Origin of the sequence: Samsonia erythrinae (assembly GCF_004342665.1) — a bacterium.
Lineage (GTDB): Bacteria > Pseudomonadota > Gammaproteobacteria > Enterobacterales > Enterobacteriaceae > Samsonia > Samsonia erythrinae.
The window spans coordinates 161179-188128 of the sequence record NZ_SMBY01000003.1 but is presented as its reverse complement, the minus strand read 5'-3'; the positions used below and the strand labels follow the sequence as shown (position 1 = coordinate 188128).

General features: G+C 48.4%; 27 protein-coding genes. 22 read left to right on the top strand and 5 right to left on the bottom strand.

What is annotated here, in order from left to right:
* Nucleotides 1-106 precede the first annotated feature (106 nt).
* Nucleotides 107-1519, bottom strand: a complete 1413-nt coding sequence (locus EDC54_RS07510; RefSeq protein ID WP_132454791.1) for a diguanylate cyclase — start codon at nt 1517-1519, stop codon at nt 107-109.
* A 200-nt stretch (nt 1520-1719) separates the two neighbouring features.
* Between EDC54_RS07510 and dsrB the strand changes: the two genes are divergently transcribed.
* On the top strand, nt 1720-1923 hold the full coding sequence (gene dsrB / locus EDC54_RS07505; RefSeq protein ID WP_132454789.1) for a protein DsrB: 204 nt from the start codon (nt 1720-1722) through the stop codon (nt 1921-1923).
* Nucleotides 1924-1992: 69 nt separating this feature from the next.
* On the opposite strand, the gene EDC54_RS07500 is transcribed toward dsrB, so the two are convergent.
* A complete protein-coding gene (locus EDC54_RS07500) occupies nt 1993-3714 on the bottom strand; it encodes a methyl-accepting chemotaxis protein (protein WP_132454787.1) in 1722 nt (573 codons plus the stop codon).
* A 268-nt stretch (nt 3715-3982) separates the two neighbouring features.
* On the opposite strand from EDC54_RS07500, the gene EDC54_RS07495 reads away from it, so the two are divergent.
* From EDC54_RS07495 to EDC54_RS07425, 15 genes are all read left to right on the top strand, one after another.
* A complete protein-coding gene (locus tag EDC54_RS07495; protein ID WP_165904282.1) occupies nt 3983-4939 on the top strand; it encodes a DMT family transporter in 957 nt (318 codons plus the stop codon).
* Nucleotides 4940-5746: 807 nt separating this feature from the next.
* Nucleotides 5747-6097 carry a flagellar transcriptional regulator FlhD gene (flhD, locus tag EDC54_RS07490; RefSeq protein ID WP_132454783.1) on the top strand — a complete coding sequence of 117 codons (351 nt, stop codon included), beginning with the start codon at nt 5747-5749 and terminating at the stop codon, nt 6095-6097.
* 3 nt (nt 6098-6100) lie between these two features.
* Nucleotides 6101-6679 carry a flagellar transcriptional regulator FlhC gene (gene flhC / locus EDC54_RS07485; protein WP_132454781.1) on the top strand — a complete coding sequence of 193 codons (579 nt, stop codon included), beginning with the start codon at nt 6101-6103 and terminating at the stop codon, nt 6677-6679.
* Between the two features lie 132 nt (nt 6680-6811).
* A complete protein-coding gene (gene motA / locus EDC54_RS07480) occupies nt 6812-7699 on the top strand; it encodes a flagellar motor stator protein MotA (RefSeq protein WP_132454779.1) in 888 nt (295 codons plus the stop codon).
* On the top strand, nt 7696-8748 hold the full coding sequence (gene motB / locus EDC54_RS07475) for a flagellar motor protein MotB (RefSeq protein ID WP_132454777.1): 1053 nt from the start codon (nt 7696-7698) through the stop codon (nt 8746-8748). The genes motA and motB overlap by 4 nt, the downstream gene beginning before the upstream one ends.
* Nucleotides 8749-8787: 39 nt before the next feature.
* On the top strand, nt 8788-10800 hold the full coding sequence (gene cheA / locus EDC54_RS07470) for a chemotaxis protein CheA (RefSeq protein ID WP_196238441.1): 2013 nt from the start codon (nt 8788-8790) through the stop codon (nt 10798-10800).
* 34 nt (nt 10801-10834) lie between these two features.
* Entirely contained in the window at nt 10835-11332 is a 498-nt protein-coding gene (gene cheW, locus EDC54_RS07465; RefSeq protein ID WP_132454775.1) for a chemotaxis protein CheW, read from the top strand.
* Between the two features lie 138 nt (nt 11333-11470).
* Nucleotides 11471-13156 carry a methyl-accepting chemotaxis protein gene (locus EDC54_RS07460; protein ID WP_132454773.1) on the top strand — a complete coding sequence of 562 codons (1686 nt, stop codon included), beginning with the start codon at nt 11471-11473 and terminating at the stop codon, nt 13154-13156.
* Between the two features lie 545 nt (nt 13157-13701).
* The gene (gene cheR / locus EDC54_RS07455) at nt 13702-14574 is read left to right on the top strand and encodes a protein-glutamate O-methyltransferase CheR (RefSeq protein ID WP_132454772.1); all 873 of its coding nucleotides are present in this window, start codon (nt 13702-13704) and stop codon (nt 14572-14574) included.
* Nucleotides 14574-15626, top strand: coding sequence for a protein-glutamate methylesterase/protein-glutamine glutaminase (locus EDC54_RS07450; protein WP_132454770.1), 1053 nt, complete (start codon nt 14574-14576; stop codon nt 15624-15626). Before cheR ends, EDC54_RS07450 begins: the two co-directional genes overlap by 1 nt.
* A gap of 38 nt (nt 15627-15664) precedes the next feature.
* Nucleotides 15665-16054 (top strand): chemotaxis response regulator CheY, encoded by a 390-nt coding sequence (cheY, locus tag EDC54_RS07445; protein ID WP_132454768.1) that lies wholly within the window; start codon nt 15665-15667, stop codon nt 16052-16054.
* Between the two features lie 9 nt (nt 16055-16063).
* Entirely contained in the window at nt 16064-16708 is a 645-nt protein-coding gene (gene cheZ / locus EDC54_RS07440; protein WP_132454766.1) for a protein phosphatase CheZ, read from the top strand.
* 241 nt (nt 16709-16949) lie between these two features.
* On the top strand, nt 16950-18101 hold the full coding sequence (flhB, locus tag EDC54_RS07435) for a flagellar biosynthesis protein FlhB (protein ID WP_132454764.1): 1152 nt from the start codon (nt 16950-16952) through the stop codon (nt 18099-18101).
* The gene (gene flhA, locus EDC54_RS07430; protein ID WP_132454762.1) at nt 18094-20178 is read left to right on the top strand and encodes a flagellar biosynthesis protein FlhA; all 2085 of its coding nucleotides are present in this window, start codon (nt 18094-18096) and stop codon (nt 20176-20178) included. The genes flhB and flhA overlap by 8 nt, the downstream gene beginning before the upstream one ends.
* Nucleotides 20175-20594 carry a flagellar protein FlhE gene (locus EDC54_RS07425; protein ID WP_132454760.1) on the top strand — a complete coding sequence of 140 codons (420 nt, stop codon included), beginning with the start codon at nt 20175-20177 and terminating at the stop codon, nt 20592-20594. Before flhA ends, EDC54_RS07425 begins: the two co-directional genes overlap by 4 nt.
* Before the next feature lie 58 nt (nt 20595-20652).
* Here EDC54_RS07425 and EDC54_RS07420 read toward each other — a convergent pair whose 3' ends face one another.
* The 3 genes from EDC54_RS07420 to flgA form a co-directional block, all read right to left on the bottom strand.
* Entirely contained in the window at nt 20653-21090 is a 438-nt protein-coding gene (locus EDC54_RS07420) for a flagella synthesis protein FlgN (protein ID WP_132454758.1), read from the bottom strand.
* A gap of 5 nt (nt 21091-21095) precedes the next feature.
* Complete coding sequence (gene flgM / locus EDC54_RS07415) at nt 21096-21392, bottom strand: flagellar biosynthesis anti-sigma factor FlgM (RefSeq protein WP_132454756.1); 297 nt, start codon at nt 21390-21392, stop codon at nt 21096-21098.
* 142 nt (nt 21393-21534) lie between these two features.
* Entirely contained in the window at nt 21535-22209 is a 675-nt protein-coding gene (gene flgA, locus EDC54_RS07410; protein ID WP_132454754.1) for a flagellar basal body P-ring formation chaperone FlgA, read from the bottom strand.
* Between the two features lie 164 nt (nt 22210-22373).
* Here flgA and flgB point away from each other — a divergent pair, with 164 nt between their 5' ends.
* The 6 genes from flgB to flgG all read left to right on the top strand — a co-directional run bounded on the left by flgB (nt 22374) and on the right by flgG (nt 26835).
* The gene (gene flgB / locus EDC54_RS07405) at nt 22374-22790 is read left to right on the top strand and encodes a flagellar basal body rod protein FlgB (RefSeq protein WP_132454753.1); all 417 of its coding nucleotides are present in this window, start codon (nt 22374-22376) and stop codon (nt 22788-22790) included.
* Between the two features lie 28 nt (nt 22791-22818).
* Nucleotides 22819-23223 (top strand): flagellar basal body rod protein FlgC, encoded by a 405-nt coding sequence (gene flgC, locus EDC54_RS07400; protein ID WP_015840801.1) that lies wholly within the window; start codon nt 22819-22821, stop codon nt 23221-23223.
* 15 nt (nt 23224-23238) lie between these two features.
* Nucleotides 23239-23919 (top strand): flagellar hook assembly protein FlgD, encoded by a 681-nt coding sequence (flgD, locus tag EDC54_RS07395; RefSeq protein WP_132454751.1) that lies wholly within the window; start codon nt 23239-23241, stop codon nt 23917-23919.
* Between the two features lie 75 nt (nt 23920-23994).
* The gene (gene flgE / locus EDC54_RS07390; RefSeq protein WP_132454749.1) at nt 23995-25248 is read left to right on the top strand and encodes a flagellar hook protein FlgE; all 1254 of its coding nucleotides are present in this window, start codon (nt 23995-23997) and stop codon (nt 25246-25248) included.
* Nucleotides 25249-25269: 21 nt separating this feature from the next.
* Complete coding sequence (locus tag EDC54_RS07385) at nt 25270-26025, top strand: flagellar basal body rod protein FlgF (protein ID WP_132454747.1); 756 nt, start codon at nt 25270-25272, stop codon at nt 26023-26025.
* Nucleotides 26026-26052: 27 nt separating this feature from the next.
* Nucleotides 26053-26835: a flagellar basal-body rod protein FlgG gene (flgG, locus tag EDC54_RS07380; RefSeq protein WP_132454745.1), complete on the top strand. Its 783-nt coding sequence runs from the start codon at nt 26053-26055 to the stop codon at nt 26833-26835.
* Nucleotides 26836-26950 lie beyond the last annotated feature (115 nt).

Here is a 26950-nt window from a genome sequence, read left to right as displayed (position 1 = left end):
CGGGGTTTTATGCAGCACTGCTCATGATGCAAACCTGCGATGATGAATGGCGCGCTGTTCACCTTAAAATGCTGACTGGGGGGCAGGTCTGCAATGAGGAGGTGAGTTATTCCGGCGCGTATTCGATCCTGTTTCTACCGTTGGATTTGGCTTGATAAAGCGCATCGTCCGCCGCTTTGATCAGACATTCGTAATCTGGGTGCCCGCGATAAACGGCGATGCCTGCGCTGATGGTTATTGTAATAACCTCGCCGTTCTGCAACTGAATTTTGTGATCCTGAATTCGCTTTCTTAACCGTTCGATAATGGCATAGGCGGCATGTTTAGACATCTCAATGAGGACAATCATAAACTCTTCTCCCCCATAGCGAAAAATATAATCGCTGTTCCTCGTGTTTTCATACAGAATCTCTGCAATTTTTTTCAGTATGTTATCACCGGTCGTGTGGCCATAGGTGTCATTGATGGCCTTAAAGTGGTCTATATCAATCATCGCTATGCTCAGTGATGAATTTGCATGCATTGCCAGTGATATTTCATGTCGGAGGATGGTGGGCAGGAAACGGCGATTGAGCAAAAGAGTTAGCGTATCTTTACCACTTTCCAGCTTCTGGACTTGATCAAAGAGGGATCCTAACAGCATGCTTATTTTATATAATTTGCTTCTGACCGCTTTAAGCAGCGGGGCATAATCCTGCGGTACCAAGGGTGTGGTGTTGCTGTAACTGCGGATGTACTCATCGGTTTCAGTTATCATGTCTGCTATAACACGTATTTCCTGTACGTTATTGAAGCTGGATTTGCCTTTGTGGTTAAACCATAGCCCGAATTCTGAATCACTCAGTTCCTGAATATTAGAGATAGGGTTACCGGTCGCAACGCTAAAAATAAAAGAATTCTCCCAATGTAACAGCGAGGCATTTTGTCGTTCTCTTTCTATACTGGCATTTTCCAGAATAGAAAACAGTCGATAAGACTCTTCGTGTTTTGCTACCAGATTGTGTGATTGTGAATACGTTCTGTTCATTATTTCTATGGCGATATCCATGGAAAGAGAGGAAAAACGCAATGCATCAAAACACAACGTTTTATCATCCGTCGCCTGTGTGATGCTTTCATAGAGGTGTAATTTTAAACGTCGCGTGCCACGTTCAATCAGATCGGCGGGAATACCGATACGAGCATGGATATGACCAATTTTCTTTTGGTAGCCCATCAGTTCCGTCAGACGTTCTCCCGTGTTTGTGAGAATATCGATTATCCACTTGGTCATGGAACATTGAAGCCGGTCATGCACTTGCTGGCTGGAAAGAAAAAGAGAGGCATCTTGGTCTTTCAACATGTAAGAATAGAACTCATCGGCAAAATCGGACGCTTTCTGAACAGCCAGGGTTTGCAGTAGCTCAAAAGATTGCGGTGACGTCGTGGCTATCAATTGTTTCCATTCTGATGTGATGGCTTGATTGTAGTCCGGTTCATCGTAATCTCTTTGTTCGTTTACGCTCAATAGTCCGTTCAACTTTTCATCTCTTTTGCGAATAGGTCGGATGTACTAGGATAGAATGTGCAACTTTGCTGAATTGGTATGTTTAATGATAAAGACCAATATATCGTTGTTTATGATAAACAAAGTTGATTATTTTACATGGCTGCTATTGTTACTGCATGCGTAAATGATAATGCTGTTTTTTTGATGTTAGAAGCTCTTTTGGGATAATTATGAAAGTTAATGATCTGGTTACGGTAAAAACCGACGGGAACACGCGCCGCGAGGGCACCATTCTGGCGGTTGAAACGTTTCAGGAAGGGACAATGTATTTAGTCGCGCTACAAGAGTACCCAGCCGGTATCTGGTTTTTCAATGAAGTGGATAGTCAGGATGGCACGTTTGTTGAACCGAAGGTGTTGCCGGGCAAAGAGTGAAAGAATACACCTCACTACGGGCATTGCCTGTGTGACGACAAAGCCCGCAGAGTGATACCGTCAGAGGGATTAGAATGTTTCCCAGTTATCTTCTCCCGGATTCGTCTGGCGGGGAAGGGCGAGTGATGTACGGTTTTTCGCAGCCAATGTATTGGCTTGCGTAGGCGCTAAATTCGCATGTGAGGCGTTGTCGGATAACTTAAATGCCTCTACTGCGCGGGTGAGCAGTGCTGCCTGTTCTTCCAGCGATGCCGCCGCCGCGCTGGCCTCCTGAACGAGTGCGGCGTTTTGCTGCGTCACGCTGTCCATTTCCGATATCGCCTGACCGACCTGAGTAATGCCCTGACTTTGTTCATCAGAGGCAGAAGCGATCTCCCCTATGATATCGGTGACGTTTGTCACGGCATCGACGATCTCTTTCATCGTTTGGCCTGCATTACCCACCAGGACAGAACCGCTGTTTACCAGACCGACCGATTCGGAAATCAGCGTTTCTATCTCTTTTGCGGCTTGTGCGCTGCGCTGTGCGAGATTGCGAACCTCACTAGCCACGACGGCAAAGCCGCGACCTTGTTCTCCCGCTCTGGCCGCCTCAACGGCGGCGTTAAGGGCAAGAATATTCGTTTGAAAAGCAATGCTGTTAATGACACTGGTAATTTCAGATATTTTCTTTGAACTGCCCGAAATGCTGTTCATTGTATTCACAACATTCGCAACGATGTCCCCGCCTTGCCTGGCTTTTCCGGAAGCATTTGTGGCTAATTGGCTGGCATGGTGTGCATTTTCTGAGTTTTGCTTCACGGTTGCGGTTAATTGCTCCATGCTTGCAGCCGTTTGCTCAAGCGCTGAGGCCTGTTGCTCGGTGCGTGAAGAGAGGTCCGTATTGCCCGACGAAATTTCCGTCGACCCCTGATAAATCGAGTCGGCACTTTCCCTGACTGTCGTGACGGTCGTCACCAGATAAGACTGCATCTGTTGAACGTTGTTTGCCAGCGTACCGATTTCATTTTTACCATAGCGTGCCGGCGGCTGAGTTAAATCTCCCCGGGCAATGCGCTGAATTCTTACCACCAACTGATTCATCGGATTGATGAGGATCCTACGCAGGAAGAAGAACGTCATGAGCGTTAAAATGACGGCGAGCACAAAGCTGCCCCCCATCAGCGAATAGCCCAATAAGGAATTGGCCTGTGCGGTTTCATTTAAACTTTTCGCTCTTTGCGTGCGGTAAGCGACCGCCTTCAGCAAAAATTTATTGTAGGCCAAATCTAAAACCCGGGTCTCTTCGGATTCAAGGGTGATAACCTCTTCGAACAACCCTTGTTTCGCGGCGTTCAGCATTGGTATCAGGCCTTGATTGACGTAAGCGTCATAGGACTGACGCAGATCGTCATCCAGCGCGGTATCCTGAGCGGTTTTAACAGGGCGTTCTTCATAGGTCAGAAAGGCTTTCTTTGACTGTTCCAGACGCTGTTGAGCCTGAGTCAGGTTGTCATTGAACACCTGAGAGTCACCGATCCGTGCCGCTGCCGCCGCCTGGATAAGTAACAGGCGCGCAGTGCGCAGATGGTTGGAACTGTTTGAGATCCCCATCCGGGTATCGATTTCTTGTGTAACGTCGGCTAATGACTGATTGCTGTTTTGTAAAAAATAGCTGGATGTGCCAATAGACGCTGCAAATAGCAGCATAATACCACCCAGAATAATGACGAATAAAGGAACTAGTCGTAAGTTGTTCAGCAGACCGTTTTCAGTTTGATGCTCAGACCTTGAAATTATTTTCATATCCATTCGCTCATTCTCAGGAAATGACGATTTACCATGCCAATAGCGGCGACACTGGCGTTTAGTTTTAGTCTCTGTGTTAATTAGTGAAACAGCCAACGTAAAAGGTAATCGGCACATATTGTGAAACCTTAATAGAATTCGATGCGATCTCGATCACGTTTTTAATTCTTTAAAAAGAAAAACGAATCTCGTGGTGCTAAATCATACAAATTGATAATAAAAAATAAAGAGTTCGCCGCTTAACTTTATTTGTCTGAGGTTAGACGTTATTATGCGATGTCTATCTTCGGAGGGACTTTTCGTGGAAACGCGTGCACATTTTTTTTCTGATAAAAAAGTTGTTTTTTTTATTGCCACTTTATGCTGTTTGTTATGGGGAAGTGCTTACCCGGCAATTAAAAACGGCTATGAGTTGTTTCATATCGCTGATAATGACATCCCGGGAAAGCTGGTCTTTGCGGGCTATCGGTTTGCGTTTGCCGGCGGATTGTTGCTGGCCATTGCAGTGTTAAGTGGTCGATCTATTGGACGTTTTCAACGTGGGCAATTGGCTCAATTGACGTTATTGGGGGTATTTCAGACATCATTGCAGTATGTTTTTTTCTATATCGGTTTAGCTTATACCACGGGAGTTAAAGGCTCGATTATGAATGCGACCAGCACGTTTTTCAGCGTACTGATTGCTCATTATTTATACCAAAATGATAAGTTAACGCTTAATAAGTTAGCCGGTTGTCTATTAGGGTTTATTGGTGTGATGGTCGTAAATATAGACAGTCATGCTATGGATTTTAGTTTTACATTTTTAGGCGATGGCTTTGTTGTTATTGCTGCGTTTATTTTATCTGCGTCAACAATATATGGGAAGCGCGTGTCGCAAACCATGGATCCAACCGTCATGACTGGCTATCAATTGGCGATCGGTGGGATTATTTTAACGTTATCCGGGTACATTACCGGCGGTTCGCTGAGCATGCCAGATTGGAAAGCAATGCTAATGCTGGGTTATCTTATATTACTTTCGTCGATCGCTTTCTCACTCTGGAGCCAATTACTGAAATATAATCGAGTCGGTATGGTTGCCCCATTTAATTTTCTCATCCCGATATCGGGTACATTGTTGTCAGCGATGTTTCTTGATGAAAGTATTTTGGAATGGAAATATTTTTTCGCTCTGGTTATGGTTTGTTCAGGTATTTGGTTGGTTAACCGAGTCATAAGAAAATAATCACGGTATTAACTATCTTCTGAGTGCATCCGTCACGGCATTGAAGTCATACAGTGCAATCGTATGACTTCCTGTTTTCACTTCTGGTAAGCCAGATTTTTATAATTCTTTTTCATCAATATCATAAATGAAGATCTTCCTGGCATCATCAGGCCTGATTGCTCTGTTATCGCTTTCGTAATGCTGTGACTGTAGAGAGGCAGGATAGGCATCATTATGTTCTTTGAGTAGGGATTGGTTAAAAAATGTCAGATTTTCGTGAAAGGTATAATTTTGCGTAACAATGCTTTTTCTGTGCATCACGTTTTTTTGTTTATCAATCATTTATATAGCAAACAAATTGTTTCTTTTTTATTATTTTAAAGACTTTTTTCTGTAACAGTTATTGTGCTTTTTTTGTGCAAAAAAAGACATGAAAGTGATCTGACCAGCTGTGTTTTTGCGCGAAATAATTTCATTTTTGTGATCTACATCACATAATAATCAAAATCACTCTTGTGTCGCGTTGTGTGTGCTAAGGGTTAGGCGGTACAGTTGCGCTGCTTTAGGATTAATCCTATGCTTTGGTCGGAGGGCACCTTCAGGATGAGACTAGCAAGAGTGGTCGTCGGACGGGAGTCGAAGTGCAATGTGTGATGTTAAAAGTTGGCAAGTAACAATTGTCCGAATAAGAAAAGATGCAGTAGTAACTCGCAGTACCTGGCATCGATAATTTTTTATGCCATCAATGGAGAGTGATTTTTGAACTGGGCGATATGGTCTATCACCTAACTTATGTTTTAAACATAGCCTGTCGGGATGGGAAATATGGGGACCTCTGAATTACTCAAACACATTTATGACATTAATCTGTCTTATTTGTTACTGGCACAACGTTTAATTAATGATGAAAAAGCTTCTGCGATGTTTCGTTTAGGCATCGATGCCGAAATGGCAGATACCTTGATGCAATTGACTTTACCGCAGATGGTAAAACTGGCAGAAACTAACCAGTTGATATGTCATTTCCGTTTTGATGATCACAATACAATCAAGCTGTTGACTCAAGAATCGCGTGTGGATGATTTACAGCAAATTCATACGGGAATTTTGTTGTCGAGTCATTTATTACAACAGTTACCTTCGAAAGAAGAAAACCTGCCTAAGAAAAGGGCATAACTAATGGCGGAGAAAAGTATTGTTCAGGAAGCGAAAGACATCCAATTGGCGATGGAACTCATTTCGCTTGGCGCACGGTTGCAGATGTTGGAAAGCGAAACTCAGTTAAGCCGCGGACGTTTAATCAAACTGTATAAAGAACTCAGAGGAAGTCCGCCGCCAAAGGGAATGTTACCTTTTTCTACAGATTGGTTTATGACCTGGGAACAAAATATTCACTCGTCCATGTTCTACAATGCCTATAACTTCTTAATCAAGAACGGGCAGTGTAGCGGCGTTGAGGCGGTTATTAAATCCTATCGGCTCTATCTGGAACAGTGCGCGCCCAAAAGCGATTCACCACTGTTAGCACTGACGCGGGCATGGACACTCGTCCGCTTTGTTGACAGCGGCATGCTGCAGCTGTCGTCTTGCAGTTGCTGCACAGGGATGTTCATTACCCACGCTCATCAACCCAAAAACAGTTTTGTTTGTAGTTTGTGTCAGCCCCCTTCCCGGGCGGTAAAAAGGCGTAAACTTTCACAAAATCTTGCCGATATTATACCTCAACTGCTGGATGAACAGGTAAAACAAGCAGTCTGAGCCTGTAGCGATTTGTGAATCTATCACTGTTCGCGTGAAGACGGTGATAGATTTCTTCCTCAAGCACGTCCTGGCTACGGCTTTAGCGTTTTATCTCTCCTTCAGCCCACCTTTTTATTATAAGGATTTCTTGTGCTGGTTCTATTGGGTTATATCGTTATTGTGGCCTCGATACTCGGCGGCTATCTCATGGTCGGTGGGGCCTTGGGAGCGCTTTATCAACCATCGGAATTGCTGATCATCGGTGGTGCCGCGATAGGCGCTTTCATTGTTGGTAACAATGGCAAGGCGATAAAAGCAACGGGGCGCGCACTGCCGCTCTTGATTAAAGGCTCTAAGTACAATAAAGCGTTATACATGGACCTCATGGCCTTACTTTTCCGGGTGATGGCTAAATCACGTCAGCAAGGTATGCTCTCTTTGGAGTTTGACATCGATAACCCGCGTGAAAGTGAGATCTTTTCCAGCTATCCCAATATTCTGGCCGACAATAATATTGTTGAATTTATCACCGACTATTTGCGTTTGATGGTCAGTGGCAATATGAATGCGTTCGAAATCGAAACGTTGATGGACGAAGAGATTGAAACCGTTGAGCATGAAAGTGAAGTGCCTGCCACCAGTTTGACGATGATGGGGGATGGTCTCCCTGCATTTGGTATCGTGGCGGCCGTTATGGGGGTCGTTCACTCGCTGGCCTATGTTGACCGCCCGGCAGCCGAATTAGGGATGATGATTGCTCACGCGATGGTGGGAACTTTTCTCGGTATTCTGCTTGCGTACGGCTTCGTATCTCCGCTGGCAGCCTTGCTTCGTCAAAAAAATGCAGAAAAAATCAAAGTGTTACAATGCATCAAGGTTACTTTACTCTCAAGCCTTAATGGTTATGCTCCGCAAATTGCCGTTGAGTTTGGACGCAAAACGCTGTACTCGACGGAGCGTCCTTCCTTTACCGAACTGGAAGAACATATTCGTCGTGTGAAATCGCCGACTCAACAAGCGTCGGACAGTAACGCATGAAACATCAGCATCCCATTATTCGCAAAAAGCGTAAGTCGGGACATGGAGGCCACCATGGCGGCTCCTGGAAAATTGCCTATGCTGACTTCATGACGGCAATGATGGCGCTGTTTCTGGTCATGTGGCTTATCGCCATCTCTACGCCGATGCAGTTGGCCCAGATTGCAGAATATTTTCGTACTCCGCTAAAAGTGGCACTCACCTCCGGTTCCAAATCCAGCGACAGTTCCAGCCCGATTCCCGGTGGTGGAGATGACCCGACGCAGCAAGATGGTGAAGTGAAAAAAGCCATCAAAATGGAGGACGTGGAGGGTAAGCTGGATGAAATCCGGCTTAATAAACTGCGTGAGCGTCTGGATCAGCTCATCGAGGCAGATCCGCGGTTACGTGCGCTTCGCCCACATTTGCTGATCGAAATGATTGATGAAGGTTTGCGCATCCAAATTATTGATAGCCAAAACCGCCCGATGTTTAAAACAGGGAGCGCACAGGTCGAACCGTATATGCGGGATATCCTGCGTGCAATCGCCCCCATTCTGAATGATTTCCCCAATAAATTGAGTATCTCGGGCCACACTGATGATGTTCAGTATGCAACCGGGGAGCGTGGTTATAGTAACTGGGAACTCTCTGCGGATCGCGCTAATGCATCGCGGCGAGAGCTGATATTCGGCGGTTTATCTGACGGAAAGGTTTTGCGCGTTGTGGGAATGGCGGCCACGATGAGCCTTAAGCAGGCGACAGGCGGCAATGATGCGATTAACCGTCGTATTAGTTTACTGGTTTTAAGCAAGCAGGCGCAGAAAGACATTGAGACCGAAAATGCAGAAAGCGCTGCTGTCAATATCGATAAAGCAGAAAATTTACAAAATATGGGGTTGGATGAGCCTAAACCTGACACTCCGTCTGCCGAAAATAGTGATAACAACACGAGTGGAAATGGTGACACTGCGCCACAACCAACTAATGGAGTTCCTGCTCCTGCGCGTCAACAGCCAACAACTGCGTTGCCTGCTGCGCCGGATAGTCAGGCGACGCCTTCTCAATAAGCCGCGATTCACAGCAGAGGTGACCACGTGAGCATGGACATGAGTGCTTTTTATCAAACGTTCTTTGATGAAGCAGATGAATTACTGGCGGATATGGAACAACACTTGCTGTTGCTGGATCCATCAGAACCTGATACGGAGCAATTGAATGCGATTTTTCGTGCCGCTCATTCAATAAAAGGAGGGGCGGGCACGTTTGGTTTTAAGGTATTGCAGGAAACTACGCACATCCTGGAAAATTTACTCGATGGGGCGAGACGCGGTGAAATGCGTCTTAGCACTGATATCATCAACCTGTTTCTGGAAACAAAAGACATTATGCAGGATCAGTTGGACGCTTATAAAACCGCACAGGAGCCCAATGCTGAAAGCTTTGAGTATATCTGTCAGGCGCTGCGTCAGCTCGCTCTGGAGTCTAAAGCTGCGGGGGAGGCTCAGTCAACGGCACCGGCTGACGCTGCGATTGCGCCGCAACCTGCCGCATCGGCATCTAAAGATTCAGGTAAAGGTGAAATGCGCATCGCGTTGACCGGTCTGAAATCTCAGGAAATACCTCAGATGCTGGAAGAGCTGGGCAATCTGGGGACGGTAAAAGATCCGCATCAGACGGATACTAGCCTGGAAGTGACGTTAGCCACATCGGAAAGCGAAGATGACATCAGTGCGGTCCTGTGTTTTGTTCTCGAACCGGAACAAATCAGTTTTAAACCCGTCGTAACCGACCAGCCGGTAACCGAAACGGTAGAAATCGTGTCCGCTGCGGTTGATACGCCGGTTGTACCGGCGACATCGGCCCCCGCCGCGCCAGCGCAGGCGGTAAAACCGCATTCTGCGCCGGAAAACGGAAAGAACAAAGCCAAAACCGGCGATACCAGTATTCGCGTGGCAGTTGAAAAGGTCGATCAGCTTATCAACCTCGTCGGTGAACTGGTGATTACGCAGTCGATGTTGGCACAACGTTCAAGTGAACTCGATCCTGTCGCGCACGGCGATCTGCTCAACAGCATGGGACAGCTAGAACGTAACGCGCGCGATCTACAAGAGTCCGTGATGTCCATTCGTATGATGCCAATGGAATATGTATTCAGCCGTTTCCCCCGTTTGGTTCGTGATTTGGCGGCTAAGCTGGGGAAACAGGTCGAGTTGACTCTGATGGGCAGCTCCACCGAACTGGATAAAAGCCTGATCGAACGTATTATCGATCCTCTGACGCACCTGGTGCGTAACAGCCTTGACCATGGTATTGAAGCGCCTGAGAAACGGGCCGCCGTCGGCAAGAGTGCCGTGGGAAATTTAACGCTCTCTGCCGAACATCAGGGCGGTAACATCTGTATTGAAGTTATCGATGATGGCGCCGGCCTTAACCGGGAAAGAATTCTGGCGAAGGCGATGTCTCAGGGACTGGCGGTGAGTGATTCCATGTCCGATGAAGACGTGGGGATGCTGATTTTCGCTCCTGGCTTCTCTACCGCAGAGAAGGTCACTGACGTTTCTGGCCGTGGCGTCGGTATGGATGTGGTTAAGCGAAACATTCAGGAAATGGGGGGGCATGTCGAAATCCATTTTCAGGCGGGAAAAGGGACGACTATCAGGATCCTCCTGCCGTTAACTTTGGCCATCCTGGATGGTATGTCCGTCAAGGTGAACAATGAGGTGTTTATTCTGCCGCTTAATGCCGTGATGGAATCCTTGCAGCCGCAGGCGGAAGATATTTATCCATTGGCCGGCGGAGAGCGTGTATTGCAAGTTCGTGGCGAGTATTTGCCTCTGGTTGAACTCTTTCACATCTTTGATGTGGATGGTGCTAAAACCGATCCGACTCAGGGGATTGTCGTGATTCTGCAAAGTGCAGGTCGCCGTTATGCTTTGCTGGTCGATCAGTTGATTGGGCAGCACCAGGTTGTCGTTAAAAACCTGGAAAGTAATTACCGCAAGGTGCCAGGCGTTTCAGCTGCAACCATTCTTGGTGATGGCAGTGTTGCGCTGATTGTGGATGTTTCGGCGTTACAAGCGCTTAACCGTGAAAAGCGTGTGGTTGAAACTGCTGCTTAATAATAAAACAGATTGTGAATAAAGGGTGGAAAACATGACTGGACTTGCAAACGTCACGAAACTAACTGGCGAAACCGTAGGGCAGGAGTTCCTGATTTTTACGTTGGGAGACGAAGAATACGGTGTTGATATTTTAAAAGTACAAGAAATTCGTGGTTATGATCAGGTAACGCGCATTGCCAACACCCCTTCCTTCATTAAAGGCGTAACCAACCTGCGAGGTGTCATCGTCCCTATCGTTGACTTGCGCATTAAGTTTGCCAAACAGGAAGTTGATTACGATGAAAACACGGTAGTGATTGTTCTGAATCTGGGGCAGCGTGTTGTCGGGATTGTTGTCGATGGCGTATCGGATGTGTTGTCATTGACCGCCGACCAAATCAGACCAGCGCCTGAATTTGCCGTCACCCTGTCGACGGAATATCTGACAGGTTTGGGATCGTTGGGTGAAAGAATGCTGATTTTGGTGGATATCGAAAAGCTATTGAGCAGCGAAGAAATGGCGCTGGTTGATAGCGTATCGAAAGGCTGAGTTACATAAGGCGCCAGGGGCTACGAGAGTAGCCCCGAAAACCGTTCACTTCTTTATCCTTGTCCGTTCAGAAATTCGTAAAGATATCCAGGATAATGCCGATATAACCGGGTGGTTGGTCTACTCAAAGGGCGCTATATGTTTAATCGTATAAAAGTTGTTACAGGTTTAATGCTTGTATTGGTATTGTTTGGGGCACTACAGCTTATTTCTGGCGGTTTATTCTTTAATTCATTAAAGAATGATAAGGATATTTTTCGGTCAACACAGATTATTAACCAGAAGCGTTCTGAACTGGATGCTACATGGTCATATTTATTACAGACTCGCAATACGCTTAACCGTGCAGGGACGCGTTTTGCCCTGGATGCCAGCGGTTCAGGGGCCGGCGTTAATGGTCAGGAGCTTCTTCTCTCTGCTCAAAAGCAATTGTCTACCGCAAACGATTTTTTTTCCCGTTATGAAAACGTGCCGCAGGATGCACGTCAGAATGAGAACATTTCCCGGGGAGTCAAAGAGAATTATGTCGCTCTGAACGCAGCGCTTACTGAATTAATTCAGTTTTTGCAGGCCGGAGAATTCAAAAAATTTGTTGAGCAACCGACACAAAGCTTTCAGGATAATTTTGAAAAAGCGTATTACGCCTACAAAGCGGAGAGCGATAAGCTTTACCACGCCGGTATCGCTAAAAATGATGCTGCTTACCAGTCAGCGCTTTGGGTTCTCGTTTCCATTTTCGTTGTGGTCTTTTCACTCGTTCTGCTCTCCTGGTTCGGTATCCGGGAATTATTAATAAAACCGCTAAATAGCATCGTTGAACATATTCGTTTTATCGCAAAAGGCGATTTGACCAAAACGCTCAACCTTCACAGCAGTAATGAGATGGGGATTCTGGCTGAAAGCATTCGCCATATGCAAAGCGAGTTTGTCTCCACGGTGAGTGCGGTTCGACAAGGGGCTGATGCGATTTATACCGGCGCGACAGAGATTAGTGCCGGAAATAATGACCTTTCCTCGCGGACAGAACAACAGGCTGCATCGTTAGAAGAAACCGCCGCGAGTATGGAGCAGCTAACCGCAACAGTTAAACAGAATGCGGAAAATGCTCGTCAGGCCAGCCAGTTAGCATTGAGTGCATCAGAGACGGCGCAGAAGGGCGGCAAGGTTGTCGATAATGTGGTCAAAACCATGCACAATATCGCTGGAAGTTCTCAAAAAATTGCCGATATTATTAGTGTAATTGATGGCATTGCTTTCCAAACGAATATTCTTGCGCTGAACGCTGCGGTTGAGGCGGCCAGAGCAGGGGAGCAAGGGCGCGGTTTTGCCGTGGTTGCAGGAGAAGTGCGTAACCTGGCGCAACGTAGTGCGCAGGCGGCAAAGGAAATTAAGAGCCTGATTGAAGATTCTGTTAACCGGGTCAGTGAGGGTTCTGTGCTGGTTGAAAGCGCGGGCGAGACGATGGACGAAATCGTTAGCGCTGTTACTCGTGTCACCGACATCATGGGTGAAATTGCTTCTGCTTCTGATGAACAGAGTAAAGGGATCGATCAGGTCGGTCAGGCGGTAACTGAAATGGATCGCGTTACCCAGCAGAATGCGTCCTTGGTTGAAGAATCTGCCGCTGCCGCTGTTGCTTTGGAAGAACAAGTCAGAATGCTGAATCAGGCCGTGGCTGTATTCCGACTGTCTGAGAATTCAGGCGCGTTGCGAGGGGCGAGCCAAATCGCTAACAGTCAAAAAACCGTATTGATTGCGCCATCGGTTGAAAGCAGCAAGAAAACGAAAGGAAGTTCCTCGACGGACAACTGGGAAACGTTCTGATAAAAGCAATGGTATTAAGGCTATCCTAATATACCCAAAATGCTGAAAGTCATTTATTGAATGAAGCACCCCCCAGCCGCTATGGATAAGTGGCCGGGGGATTGGTTTACCCACGATAATTAAAAATTAAAAGATGAAAAAATGGGTTAATCAATCGGCGCAATCCTGTGATTTGAGTATATAGCGGCCCGGTGGCGCTCGCTTCAGTATCGGCAAGATATGTCATAATGACGATTGAATTTACGCAGCCTGAATGTACGTCAGTGAATCAAAAAGTGGTTCATCGTCAGGGGCTAACCAGCGATGTCAGAGCCTGATGTTTTGTGATGTCGTAACTCATAAATAGCGTTGCAATCTGTGGTTTTGGTTAAAACACGCCGAGCAGTTCCGCTTTCAGAACTTGCGGGGTGTATTACCAATACCGTGTCGGTTTGGGTCACCACAAGTGAAAAACTGACGAATGACAATAAAAACCTGCGATAGTTGTAAAGGAACGTTTAGATTGAAAAACACCTTGCCAAAAATAAATATTCGAGCGGTTTGATATGAAAAATATACCATCGCAAAATCGCCCCGAATCTGCTTCTATCCTGACGCAGATGGTTGACAGATTACCGCTGTCGGACACGCATTTCCGACGGATAAGTCAGCTGATCTATCAACGTGCCGGGATTGTACTGGCCGATCACAAGCGGGAAATGGTTTATAACCGTCTCGTCAGGCGTCTTCGTCTGCTCGGGATTACTGATTTCGGACAATATCTGGTTTTGCTGGAATCAAATCCTAATAGCGCGGAATGGCAGGCCTTTATTAATGCATTAACTACTAACCTGACGGCATTTTTCCGTGAAGCTCACCATTTCCCCATATTGGCTGAACATGCGAAAAAACGTCCAAATGGTTATACCATCTGGAGTACGGCGGCTTCCACAGGGGAAGAGCCTTATTCATTGGCGATGACGCTCGCTGAAGCGCTCGGCAATAAAGCGAATGGATGTCAGGTATGGGCCAGCGACATCGATACTCAGGTGTTGGAAAAAGCGACCGCCGGCATTTATCGTCAGGAAGAGTTACGCTCTCTTTCTCCACAGCAACTACAGCGTTTCTTTTTACGTGGCACCGGGCCACATAGTGGGTTGGTCCGTGTTCGTCCTGAACTTGCCTCTATGGTGCATTTTCAGCAACTGAATCTGCTCTCGCCTGATTGGTCTGTTCCCGCGCCCTTCGATGCTATTTTTTGCCGCAATGTGATGATTTATTTCGATAAAGAAACCCAAGAATCTATTCTCCGTCGATTCGTCCCGATGCTTAAACCGGGCGGATTATTATTTGCCGGGCATTCAGAGAATTTCAGTCAGATCAGTCGAGAATTCTATTTGCGTGGGCAAACAGTATATGGGCTGGCTAAGGAAAGATAATGAGCAAGATAAGAGTATTATGTGTCGATGATTCTGCGCTGATGCGTCAGATCATGACTGAAATCATTAATAGCCACCCGGATATGGAAGTCGTTGCTACTGCCCCGGATCCCTTAGTTGCCCGTGATTTGATTAAAAAATTCAACCCTCAGGTATTAACGCTGGATGTTGAAATGCCGCGTATGGACGGACTGGATTTCCTGGAGAAACTCATGCGTTTGCGACCGATGCCCGTGGTGATGGTGTCGTCGTTGACGGGGAAAGGCTCGGAAATTACGCTGCGCGCTCTGGAACTTGGCGCCATAGACTTCGTGACCAAACCGCAGCTAGGTATCCGCGAAGGCATGCTGTCGTATAGCGAACTGATTGCGGAAAAAATCCGTATGGCGGCGAAGGCACGACTGCCACAGCGTAGCGCAGCGGCGGAACCCACAAAAATAATTCAGCATATGCCGTTGCTCAGCAGTGAAAAATTGATCGCGATTGGCGCGTCTACCGGTGGAACAGAAGCAATACGCCATGTATTGCAGCCTTTGCCGCCGACAAGCCCTGCATTATTGATCACCCAGCACATGCCTCCGGGTTTTACGAAGTCTTTTGCCGAGCGTCTGAACAAGCTGTGCCAGATTACCGTGAAAGAAGCAGAAGATGGCGAGCGCGTGCTTCCCGGACATGCCTACATTGCTCCGGGCGCCCGGCACCTTGAACTGGCGCGTAGCGGGGCGAACTATCAGGTACGTTTAAATGATGATGCTCCGGTTAACAGGCATCGTCCATCCGTTGATGTGTTATTCCGTTCGGTTGCAAGATTCGCCGGACGGAATGCTGTAGGCGTCATCCTTACGGGAATGGGCAATGATGGGGCGGCTGGCATGTTGGAATTGCATCAGGCTGGCGCTTACACATTGGCCCAAAATGAAGCAAGTTGTGTGGTATTTGGGATGCCACGTGAGGCGATTGCTATGGGTGGCGTCGACGAAGTGGTGGATTTGCACCAGGTGAGCCAGCGAATGTTGGCACAAATTTCTGCCGGACAGGCATTACGTATATAAGCAGCTCTTGGCGAGCAATAAATATTTTAGGAGTAAGTATGGCCGATAAAGAACTCAGATTTCTGGTAGTGGATGACTTTTCGACGATGCGACGAATTGTCCGCAACTTGCTGAAGGAACTGGGCTTTAATAACGTAGAAGAGGCAGAGGATGGCGCAGATGCGCTGAACAAACTTCGCTCTAGCGCTTTTGATTTCGTCATTTCAGACTGGAATATGCCCAACATGGATGGATTGGAGTTGTTGCAGACGATTCGTGCCGACGGCGCGCTTTCCAAACTTCCTGTACTGATGGTAACGGCGGAAGCGAAGAAAGAAAATATTATTGCTGCGGCACAGGCGGGTGCGAGCGGCTATGTAGTTAAACCATTTACTGCTGCTACCCTTGAAGAAAAACTGAATAAGATTTTTGAAAAACTGGGTATGTAAGGGGATCTTATGACGTCACATATGCCGTCCGTAAACGACACAGCTTCAGCTACCGAGATCATTTCGCGTATCGGTCAATTGACCCGTATGCTACGTGACAGCCTAAAAGAGCTGGGTCTGGATCACGCTATAGCCGAAGCAGCAGAAGCTATCCCTGACGCCCGCGATCGTCTTGATTATGTTGTTCAAATGACTGCACAAGCGGCAGAACGGGCTCTGAACTGTGTAGAAGCTGCGCAACCACGCCAAAATCAGTTAGAGTCTGACGCGAAATCGCTGAAAGCCCGTTGGGATGAATGGTTTGAAAACCCCATAGAGTTGGCTGATGCTCGCGAATTAGTGACGGATACGCGTAGCTATCTTGAAGATGTGCCGCAACACACCTCATTTACCAACGCTCAGCTGTTGGAGATCATGATGGCGCAGGATTTCCAGGACCTTACCGGTCAGGTTATCAAGCGTATGATGGATGTTGTTCAGGAGATTGAAAAACAACTGCTGATGGTGTTACTGGAAAATATTCCAGAAAAACCGGATGCGTCTAAACGTGCGAATGAGAGTCTCCTGAATGGACCACAGTTGGACAAAGGTGCCGCTGGTATTGTCGCCAATCAGGATCAGGTCGACGATCTTCTGGATAGCCTCGGATTCTAAATAAACCCATCGCTAAGAAAAGAAGCTACCTTCTTTTTGCGACGATTGTGAATGTCACCGTCCCCACTATTTATGGCCGGTCGTTACGGCCATAAATAGCTAAATCGAATTTTTCTTCTTTATCTTTCAACTATCCATTAAAGAAGCGTCGCTTTCCCTCTTTGTTCAAGCCATAAAACTTTTCCGTATTTGTCATGCTAGGCAGCAAATTCCTATCCCAAAGTTGTAACAGGAACGCCAAGTGGCTGATGATAGCGATCTGGAAAAAACAGAAGCCCCCACTCCCCAAAAAGAGGAGAAAGCGCGTGAAGAAGGCCAGATTCCCCGCTCCCGGGAATTGTCCTCTGTTTTGATGATGATCGCAGGATTGGCCATCTTGTGGATGGGGGGGAGCACCATGGCCGCTCGATTGGCGGGGATTGTCTCTCAGTCGCTGAACTTTGATTACGCGACGATTGGTGATGATACCCAGATGTTGCGCCATGTCGGTTCATTATTACGTCAGGCGGTATCCGCTTTAATACCGATTATGCTTGGTGCTGTACTGGTGGCGCTGTCAGCGCCGCTGCTGCTCGGGGGCGTGTTATTTAGTACCAAGTCGCTCAAGGTGAATTTCAAAAAATTAGATCCGATTTCCGGGCTGAAGCGACTATTTTCTTCCCAGGCATTGGCTGAACTTTTCAAAGCGATATTGAAGTCAGTGATGGTGGGCGTCGTCAGTATTTTATTCTTGATGCATAACTGGCCGAAAATATTGCATCTGATATCTGAACCCCCGAAGGCCGCATTAGGCGATGCTTTGGAACTGGCGGTGATGTGTGGTTTTCTCATCATTATGGCCCTTATCCCTATGGTCGCTTTTGATGTGTTCTGGCAAATCTGGAGCCACGTTAAGAAGCTGCGGATGAGCAAACAGGAAATTCGTGACGAACACAAACAAAGCGAAGGCGATCCGCATGTTAAAGCTCGCATTCGCCAGCAGCAGCGGGCCATGGCCCAACGCAGAATGATGGCTGATGTCCCTAAAGCCGATGTGATTGTAACCAACCCAACGCATTATGCGGTGGCTTTACGCTACGACGAGAAAAAAATGAATGCGCCAAAAGTGCTGGCAAAAGGTGCTGGTGAGATTGCTTTACGCATTCGTGAATTAGGAAACGAACATCGCGTACCTATTTTGGAAGCGCCGCCGCTGGCGCGAGCCTTATTTCGTCATTCCGAAGTTGGAGAACATATCCCGGCTGCATTATATGCTGCTGTTGCAGAAGTCTTAGCCTGGGTTTATCAACTCAAGCGCTGGAAGCGCGAAGGTGGATTAATTCCTAGAAAACCGAAACACTTACCCGTGCCGGATGCACTGGATTTTGCTAAAGAGAATACTACTGATGGCTAATTTGGCCTCTTTGCTTCGTTTACCGAGTTCGATGAAAAGTACTCAATGGCAAATATTAGCCGGACCAATACTGATCCTGCTGATACTGTCCATGATGGTATTGCCTCTGCCGCCATTCGTTCTGGATCTGCTGTTTACCTTTAATATTGCGCTGTCGATCATGGTATTGCTGGTGGCGATGTTTACGCAGCGTACGCTGGAATTTGCGGCGTTTCCTACCATCCTGCTGTTTTCTACATTGTTGCGTTTATCACTTAACGTTGCATCCACCCGTATCATTTTAATGGAAGGGCATACCGGAACGGCCGCAGCGGGAAAGGTCGTTGAAGCATTCGGACACTTTTTGGTGGGCGGGAATTTTGCTATTGGTATTGTCGTCTTCATCATCCTGGTATTAATCAACTTTATGGTCATCACCAAGGGGGCCGGGCGCATCGCCGAAGTTGGCGCTCGTTTTGTGCTTGATGGCATGCCGGGCAAACAAATGGCGATTGATGCCGATCTCAATGCCGGCTTGATTGGGGAGGATGAAGCGAAAAAGCGCCGTGCTGAGGTGACTCAGGAATCGGACTTTTACGGTTCAATGGACGGCGCCAGTAAATTCGTCCGTGGCGATGCAATCGCCGGGCTGATAATCATGGTTATTAACATTGTCGGCGGGTTACTGGTCGGGGTGGCACAGCATGGCATGCCGGTAGGGCAGGCGGCAGAAAGTTATACGCTGCTTACCATTGGGGATGGTCTGGTCGCACAGATCCCTGCCCTGATTATTTCTACTGCGGCAGGTGTTATTGTTACCCGCGTCAGTACCGATCAGGATGTCGGCCAGCAGATGGTAACCCAGCTCTTCAATAACCCTCGGGTTATGGTGCTGAGTGCGGCGGTTATCGGGCTTATTGGCTTGGTTCCCGGTATGCCTAATTTCGTCTTTCTATTATTTACGGCCTCTTTGTTGGCGCTCGCCTGGTGGATACGTGGCGCGGAGCAAAAAGAACCGGTTATGCAGCCTGTCCCGGCCTCAATGGAAAAGCATCAGGTTATTGAGGCCAGTTGGTCTGATGTGCAACTGGAAGATCCATTGGGGATGGAAGTTGGCTATCGCCTCATCCCAATGGTTGATGCACAGCAGGATGGAGAATTGCTGGGCAGAATTCGCAGTATCAGGAAGAAATTTGCTCAGGAAATGGGGTTCTTACCGCCGGTCGTTCATATTCGTGACAATCTTGAACTTCAGCCTGCCAGCTATCGTATATTGATGAAAGGTGTCGAAGTAGGGCACGGTGAAGCTCACCCGGGGCGCTGGATGGCCATTAATCCTGGCAATGCAGTAGGCTCTTTAGCTGGGGATGTGACGAAAGATCCCGCATTTGGGTTGCCCGCGGTTTGGATTGACAATGCGCTGAAAGATCAAGCTCAGGCTCAGGGATTTACGGTAGTAGAGGCAAGTACTGTGGTTGCAACGCACCTGAATCACTTAATTGCATCACATGCCAGTGAGTTATTCGGACGTCAGGAGGCTCAGCAACTGATGGATCGCGTGGCTCAGGAAATGCCTAAACTGGCAGAAGATTTCATTCCTGGCGTGGTGACGTTAACCACCTTACATAAAGTCTTGCAAAATCTGCTTAGCGAGCGGGTTTCAATCAGGGATATGCGCACGATTATGGAGACACTCGCTGAACATGCGCCGGTACAACCCGATCCTTACGAGCTTACGACGGTGGTCAGGGTTGCCCTGGGAAGAGCGATCACTCAACAGTGGTTCCCGGGTGATAGCGAGCTTCAGGTGATTGGTCTGGAAGGATCACTGGAACGCCTGCTGTTACAGGCGCTTCAGGGCGGTGGCGGACTTGAACCGGGGCTTGCCGATCGTCTCTTGGAACAAGCTAAACAAGCGCTACAGCGGCAGGAAATGTTAGGTGCGCCGCCGGTGCTGTTGGTTAACCATGCATTACGCGCGTTACTGGCTCGATTCCTGCACCGTAGTTTGCCCAACATGGCTGTGCTTTCTAATATGGAAATCAGTGACCATCGCCAGATCCGGATGACATCGATTATAGGGGAAGCGCAGACATGAGAAAGATAACGTGGCTTCTGGCGTTGCCGGCGCTGGTTTTCTCATTTTGCGTCACCGCGACGCCAGGCAGTTGGAACGGAACCCTGCCGGGGATCAGGCTTGAGCACCGCGGCGAAATGGTCACGACATCGGCTTTTGTGCCCAATATTAGCGTCAAGCCAGAGGAAACGATCACTACGATATACTGGCGACACGTGATTGATTCCGTCATCCCAAACGGGCTTGTTGTTAAGCTCTGCTCACGATCGCCGCAGCGTTGTGTTGATTTGGATGGCAGTGGGGACGGGCAGACTCAGGCATTCGCGGGATTGACGGCAAACAACGAATTCCGCTTTATTTATTATATTGAAGGACATGGACGTATTAACAGCACGTTTCATGTTCGTACAATTGATCTTGCCGTCAATTTTAAGTGACGGTATTAGAATAGAAGGTATTCAGTGAAAGGCGTCTCTGTCCGAAAGACAGAGACGTTTAAAAGGTGATTTTCCTGCCGCCAACGGTCACACTTTTTGCCTGACCATCAGGACCATACAGCCCCTGACCATGACGGGGTTTCAATATATTGAGTGCTTCATTGGTATAAGCAATATGCCGATTGAGCAACAGACCATTGTGCTTATTTTTATCGTTCAGGCTGCTGGTGAGACTTTGAATTTGTTGCCAATAAGCAGACAACGGCTCAACGTCGCGATAAGGTGCTTGCAGATTAAGCGTCGCCTCGACTTCATGGCGGTGTGTCTCAAGATGCTGCATTGTCGCCAGTAAAGACGTTTTCTTATCTGTTACCTGTTGCAGTGCAATGCCGTTGATATGACCAGCACAAAGTAGCGTTTGTTCTTCAGACAGAACGACGTCAAGCTCGCGCAGGTTATTCAGTAATTGCTCCAGGATTGATTGCAGATTGTCCATAAATGTTAATTACCTGCTAAAAAATCCTGCGTGTCCTTAAGAAGTGCATCGGCGATTTTTCCCGTATCAATCTTGAGAGAACCATCGCGAATGGCCTGCTTCAGGGTTTCGACGCGATTCATATCGATATCCTGCGTACCGGGCTGCATGAGTTTGGCCTGCGCATCACTCAACTTTACCTGTGTTGCGCTAACTTCAGACTGGGCTTCTGTCTGTTTCTGTTTGGCTTTAGCGATATCGCCAGATTCGCGTTGCTGAACCTGCGTGACCGGCTTTAGCGGTTGGGTGCGATCGATACTCATAATAAATCCCTCTAATGTGAGGATAAAATGTTTAATCATCAATGTGTTAAAAGATTTCCGTCACATTGGTGCTCAATTTATAAACGTCGCCATGAATGACAATGTAATTAACATCGGCAAAGATACGTAAACCTTTAATTAATTACGGCGAGATCAGAATAATCCCATCGTCGCCGGCAATGCCGCTGGTTATTTGTCCATTTGCCGTTCTGACTCTCACCGCCTGACCTGCTGCCGCATTATTCATCGCCTTGCCTTCACCGTTAACCGTGAAGCCTTCCCCCTGCGCGATAATCTGCACCGATTGGCCCGCTTTAACGACCCATGCTCGCCTGATCATGGCGGTCGTAATCACTTGTCCGGGCGTCAGATCGCGTAGCAGAACGGCACCCTGTGCGTCTTGTAACGTCAGTATGGCGCGCAGCGGCAATAAATCGAGCCTGCCTTTTGTTAACCGGATGTCTTTTTCCGAGAGGGTTGTTCCACGATTTATCGGTCGCGAGCTTGTCACATAATTGCCGGTGACCTGAACCTCGGTTTGAATAAAACGGCGCTGCTGACCACAGCGCACGGACACGCTTACATTCCCCCACATTTTGGCATTCCCGGACTGGGTGATTTGGGGCGTTTCGCACTGCGGCCACTGTGATTCTGGCGATTTTATCACAACGTTAACGGTATTCTCGCTTCCCTGAAAGCGTGCCGAGAAAAACTGATTGATTTGCGCCTTAAGGTCACTTGCCTGCGCGGGGGGACAGAAAAGAAGGGGAAAAAAACAGGATGTCACCAGACAGAGATAATTCGATAGTATTTTCATTCCCGCTCTGCGCTCCTGGTTCTCTGATATCGGGCTGTAAGTGTAACGATGTCCGCGTGGGGTTAAAGCAATAAATAGCGCTGCATTTGATGCCTATTCGTTCGATGACATAGCCATAATGAGAATTATCCTACTCACTCGAAATTTTAACTCGCGGAGGGAGCATGCTCGATAAATTAAACGCCTCGTTGCGGTTTCAGCAGGAAGCGTTGAATTTGCGTGCCCAGCGGCAGGAAATTCTGGCCGCGAACATTGCCAATGCGGATACGCCGGGATATCAAGCCAGAGACATCGATTTTGCCAGCCAGCTTAACAAAGTGATGGAGCAAGGGCGAGCGGATGGTACTGGTATTGCGCTGAAAACAACGTCTGTGCGCCATATACCGGCACAAAATTTCCAACCGCCGGAGCTTGATTTGCTGTACCGCGTACCCGATCAGCCCGCGTTAGATGGCAATACGGTCGACATGGACCGTGAACGTACTAATTTTGCCGATAATAGCCTGAAATATCAAACCAATCTGACCGTTTTGAGCGGGCAGATTAAAGGCATGATGTCGGTCTTGCAGTCGGGTTCATGATCGTAGCGGGATGAAAAGGTAAAGATTTATGTCGTTATTAAACATATTCGAAATATCAGGTTCCGCGCTTTCCGCGCAATCTCAGCGCCTGAACGTGAGTGCCAGCAACCTGGCTAACGCAGACAGCGTGACGGGCCCGGATGGTGAGCCGTATCGCGCCAAACAGGTTGTATTCGAAGTGAATGCGGCTCCGGGACAGTCAACTGGCGGCGTGCGCGTTGCGAATGTTATTGAAGACCCATCGCCTGCGCGTCTGGTCTATGAACCGGGTAACCCTTTGGCTGATGGACAAGGGTACGTTCGCATGCCGAATGTTGACCCGGTAGCAGAGATGGTCAACACCATTTCAGCATCACGCAGCTATCAGGCGAACGTCGAAGTGTTGAATACGACGAAATCGATGATGCTGAAGACGTTAACGATCGGGCAATAATCGGGAGACGACAACATGTCAGTAACCATTAATGATACATACGCGGCGAATCAGACCCAGAGTACATCCAGCGCCATATCATCGGCTTCGAGTACCAGCAGTGCTGACGACCTTCAAAACCAGTTTCTGACGCTTCTGGTTGCGCAGTTGAAGAATCAGGATCCGACAAATCCGATGAGTAACGATCAGCTTGTCAGTCAGCTTGCCCAGTTGAATACCGTCAGCGGGATTGAGAAGTTGAATACCACATTGGGCTCTATCTCCGGCCAGATCGACAATAACCAATCCATGCAAGCGACCACGCTGATCGATCATGGCGTCATGATCCCAGGAAAAGACATTTTAGTCGGCCAGGAAACCAGCACCCCCTTTGGCGTCGAACTGGAAAAAGCCGCGGAAGTGGTGACGGTCACCGTTAATGATGCAACAGGCAAAGCGGTACGCACCGTTGAACTGGGGCCGCTCTCGGCTGGCGTTCATTCATTCAATTGGGATAGCAAGCTGGCAGATGGCACGGCTGCCCCTGACGGTGCCTATACCTTTACCGCTTCTGCCAGTACTGGCGGCGCGCAACAGGTTGTTCAGCCTCTGAGCTATGGCGTGGTGAATGCGGTAACCCGCGCCGATGGCGGCGTCGTGCTGGATTTGGGCCTGCGAGGTAAAGCGACGTTGGACGATGTCCGGCAAATTCTGTAACGGTATCAATTATCTGTTATTCCAGACTCGTTCATTTTCTGGAATATGACTTAATCAATTTATCTGGAGAACAACATGGGTTTTTCTCAGGCGGTCAGTGGCTTAAACGCCGCGTCTAATAACCTGGATGTGATTGGTAATAACATCGCCAACTCGGCGACAGTGGGGTTTAAATCCGGCACTGTGACCTTTGCGGATATGTTTGCAGGTTCGAAGGTCGGGATGGGCGTCCAGGTCTCATCGGTATTGCAGGATTTTGGTAGCGGTACGGTGACGTCCTCTTCACGCGATCTGGATGTGGCGATCAGCGGTAGCGGCTTCTATAGAATGCAGGACACTAACGGCTCCGTCTATTACAGCCGTAACGGTCAGTTTATGCTGAACGGTCGTAATATTGTGAATGCTCAAGGCATGCAGCTAACCGGCTTTCCGGTTGCGGGTACGCCGCCAACCGTTCAGACCGGTGCCGATCCCGTTCCGTTGACGATCCCCGATGGCGATATGCTGGCCAGCCAGACAACAACGGCATCCATTATCGCTAACCTGAATTCTTCCGACAGCATACCGACGACGGCCTGGGATGCGACCACACAGGGTCAGGAAGGCACGTACAATAGTAAAACCGCGTTGACAACCTATGACAGTCAGGGGAATGTGCATAACTTCTCGCTCTACTTCGTCAAAACGGCGGATAATCTGTGGAACGTGTACGCGAAAGACGACAGCGTGTCGCCGGTAAACTATCAAGAGGCGGGCACGCTGAAGTTTGATACCAACGGTGCGCTGATCGGTCAGACTTCTGGATTTGCAGCGCCGCCAGCGGCATCGGTTCCCAATGGCATCAACCCAATGAATATCCAGCTCGCCTCTGTGAACGGCTCCCTTGCCAGTAATTTTAATTTTAACCTGACTGGCAGCGTGCAGCAAAATACCGAATACAGTTACAAAAGCCCGACCCAGAATGGTTTCGCGCCAGGGTCGTTGACCGGTTTTGCCATCAATGACGATGGTACGATCGAAGGTAGCTACAGTAATGGTCAGAAACAGCCGCTGGGACAGATTTTGCTAGCTGGTTTTGCTAACCCTGAAGGCCTTTCGCCTGAAGGCGATAACGTGTGGTCTGAAACGGGGACGTCCGGTCAGGCGGTTATCGGTCTGGCGGGTACTGGCAGTCTGGGCAAGCTGATCGGCAAATCCACCGAAAGTTCGAACGTTGATTTAAGTAAAGAACTGGTCAACATGATCGTGGCACAGCGCAACTATCAATCGAATGCGCAAACCATCAAGACGCAGGACTCCATTCTGCAAACGTTGGTTAGCCTGCGCTAATTATCCTGACGGGGACATTGCATGGATCACGCGATTTATACGGCAATGGGTGGCGCGAGTCAGTCATTGGAAAAACAGGCGATTACCGCAAACAACCTGGCGAATGCCTCAACGCCGGGGTTCCGGGCGCAGCTTTCAGCGCTGCGTGCGGTGCCGGTTAACGGGCTGACATTGCCGACCCGAACGTTGGTTGTCGCGTCAACGCCTGGCGCCGATATGACCGAGGGCGTGATGAATTATACGGGTCGTGCAATGGACGTTGCTTTACCGAAAGAAGGGTGGCTGGCCGTACAAACTGCCGATGGCAGTGAGGCATACACCCGTAATGGCAATATGGAGATCAACGCTGACGGCCAGTTGACGATCCAGGGACGTGTGGTGATGGGAGACGGTGGGCCGATTGACGTGCCGCCGCAATCCCAGATCGGCATTTCTCCTGATGGCACGATCTCCGTGCTTAATGATGGCGATCCGCCGAATACGATTGCTCAATTGGGGCGCCTGAAGCTCGTCAGAGCCACCGGGCAGGAAGTTGAGCGCTCTGATGACGGATTGTTCCGTCTGACGCAACAGGCCCAGCAGCAACGTGGCAATGTTCTGCCGAATGATCCCACGATACGTATCATGTCCGGGGTGATAGAAGGCAGTAATGTAAACACGGTAGATACGATGGTCGATATGATTGCCAATGCGCGTCGCTTTGAAATGCAGATGAAAGTCATCAGCAGTGTCGACGATAATGCACAACGCGCTAATCAGATATTAGCAATGGGTTAAGCGCCGAGTGCGCACAGGAGTGAATAAATGATCCGTTCTTTATGGATTGCAAAAACCGGCCTGAATGCTCAGCAAACCAATATGGACGTTATTTCCAATAACCTGGCAAACGTCAGTACCAATGGTTTCAAGCGCCAGCGTGCCGTATTTGAAGATTTGATGTACCAGACTGTTCGCCAGCCTGGCGCTCAGTCATCAGAGCAAACCATGTTGCCCTCCGGTTTACAGTTAGGCACTGGGGTTCGCCCGGTATCAACAGAACGTATCCATACTCAGGGAACGTTTTCCGAAACCGGTAACTCAAAAGATGTGGCGATTAAAGGTCAGGGATTTTTCCAGGTCCTGCTCCCTGATGGTACCACGGCCTATACGCGCGATGGCGCCTTCCAGCTTGATGGCAACGGTCAGCTGGTTACATCCAGCGGCTATCAGGTTCAGCCAGCGATTACCGTTCCGTCGAATGCGACTGAGCTGAATATCGGTCGTGATGGGATCGTCAGCGTTAAACTACAGGGACAGGCGGCAACCAACCAGATTGGACAACTGACGCTGACAACCTTTATCAACGACAGCGGGCTGGAAAGCATCGGTGAGAATCTGTATCTGGAAACGGCGAGTTCTGGTGCGCCGAATGAAGCAAACCCTGGATTAAATGGCGCGGGCCTGCTGTATCAGAAATACGTTGAAACCTCTAACGTCAACGTGGCAGAAGAGTTGGTGTCGATGATTCAGACTCAGCGCGCCTACGAAATTAACAGTAAGGCGATTTCTTCTTCAGACCAGATGTTGCAGAGATTGACTCAGCTGTAATGCCTGCCTTGCTAATTTCAGCGGTGAACGTTTACGCGTTGTTAGCTTGATGTTGGCAATAGAGACAGTCTTTAACGGGGTAATGATGGCCATAGGCAACCCGGGGAATGGGGAA

Bases quoted from the DNA above. Each gene is read 5' to 3' on its own strand.
- EDC54_RS07450 (WP_132454770.1), top strand. From the start codon at position 14,574: ATGAGCAAGATAAGAGTATTATGTGTCGATGATTCTGCGCTGATGCGT.
- motB (WP_132454777.1), top strand. From the start codon at position 7,696: ATGAAACATCAGCATCCCATTATTCGCAAAAAGCGTAAGTCGGGACAT.
- flgA (WP_132454754.1), bottom strand. From the start codon at position 22,209: ATGAAAATACTATCGAATTATCTCTGTCTGGTGACATCCTGTTTTTTT.
- flgE (WP_132454749.1), top strand. From the start codon at position 23,995: ATGGGTTTTTCTCAGGCGGTCAGTGGCTTAAACGCCGCGTCTAATAAC.
- flgD (WP_132454751.1), top strand. From the start codon at position 23,239: ATGTCAGTAACCATTAATGATACATACGCGGCGAATCAGACCCAGAGT.
- cheW (WP_132454775.1), top strand. From the start codon at position 10,835: ATGACTGGACTTGCAAACGTCACGAAACTAACTGGCGAAACCGTAGGG.
- flgM (WP_132454756.1), bottom strand. From the start codon at position 21,392: ATGAGTATCGATCGCACCCAACCGCTAAAGCCGGTCACGCAGGTTCAG.
- flgC (WP_015840801.1), top strand. From the start codon at position 22,819: ATGTCGTTATTAAACATATTCGAAATATCAGGTTCCGCGCTTTCCGCG.
- cheA (WP_196238441.1), top strand. From the start codon at position 8,788: ATGAGTGCTTTTTATCAAACGTTCTTTGATGAAGCAGATGAATTACTG.
- EDC54_RS07385 (WP_132454747.1), top strand. From the start codon at position 25,270: ATGGATCACGCGATTTATACGGCAATGGGTGGCGCGAGTCAGTCATTG.
- flgG (WP_132454745.1), top strand. From the start codon at position 26,053: ATGATCCGTTCTTTATGGATTGCAAAAACCGGCCTGAATGCTCAGCAA.
- cheY (WP_132454768.1), top strand. From the start codon at position 15,665: ATGGCCGATAAAGAACTCAGATTTCTGGTAGTGGATGACTTTTCGACG.
- flhD (WP_132454783.1), top strand. From the start codon at position 5,747: ATGGGGACCTCTGAATTACTCAAACACATTTATGACATTAATCTGTCT.
- EDC54_RS07495 (WP_165904282.1), top strand. From the start codon at position 3,983: ATGCGATGTCTATCTTCGGAGGGACTTTTCGTGGAAACGCGTGCACAT.
- EDC54_RS07500 (WP_132454787.1), bottom strand. From the start codon at position 3,714: ATGGATATGAAAATAATTTCAAGGTCTGAGCATCAAACTGAAAACGGT.
- flhA (WP_132454762.1), top strand. From the start codon at position 18,094: ATGGCTAATTTGGCCTCTTTGCTTCGTTTACCGAGTTCGATGAAAAGT.
- EDC54_RS07460 (WP_132454773.1), top strand. From the start codon at position 11,471: ATGTTTAATCGTATAAAAGTTGTTACAGGTTTAATGCTTGTATTGGTA.
- cheR (WP_132454772.1), top strand. From the start codon at position 13,702: ATGAAAAATATACCATCGCAAAATCGCCCCGAATCTGCTTCTATCCTG.
- cheZ (WP_132454766.1), top strand. From the start codon at position 16,064: ATGACGTCACATATGCCGTCCGTAAACGACACAGCTTCAGCTACCGAG.
- EDC54_RS07420 (WP_132454758.1), bottom strand. From the start codon at position 21,090: ATGGACAATCTGCAATCAATCCTGGAGCAATTACTGAATAACCTGCGC.
- EDC54_RS07425 (WP_132454760.1), top strand. From the start codon at position 20,175: ATGAGAAAGATAACGTGGCTTCTGGCGTTGCCGGCGCTGGTTTTCTCA.
- flgB (WP_132454753.1), top strand. From the start codon at position 22,374: ATGCTCGATAAATTAAACGCCTCGTTGCGGTTTCAGCAGGAAGCGTTG.
- flhC (WP_132454781.1), top strand. From the start codon at position 6,101: ATGGCGGAGAAAAGTATTGTTCAGGAAGCGAAAGACATCCAATTGGCG.
- dsrB (WP_132454789.1), top strand. From the start codon at position 1,720: ATGAAAGTTAATGATCTGGTTACGGTAAAAACCGACGGGAACACGCGC.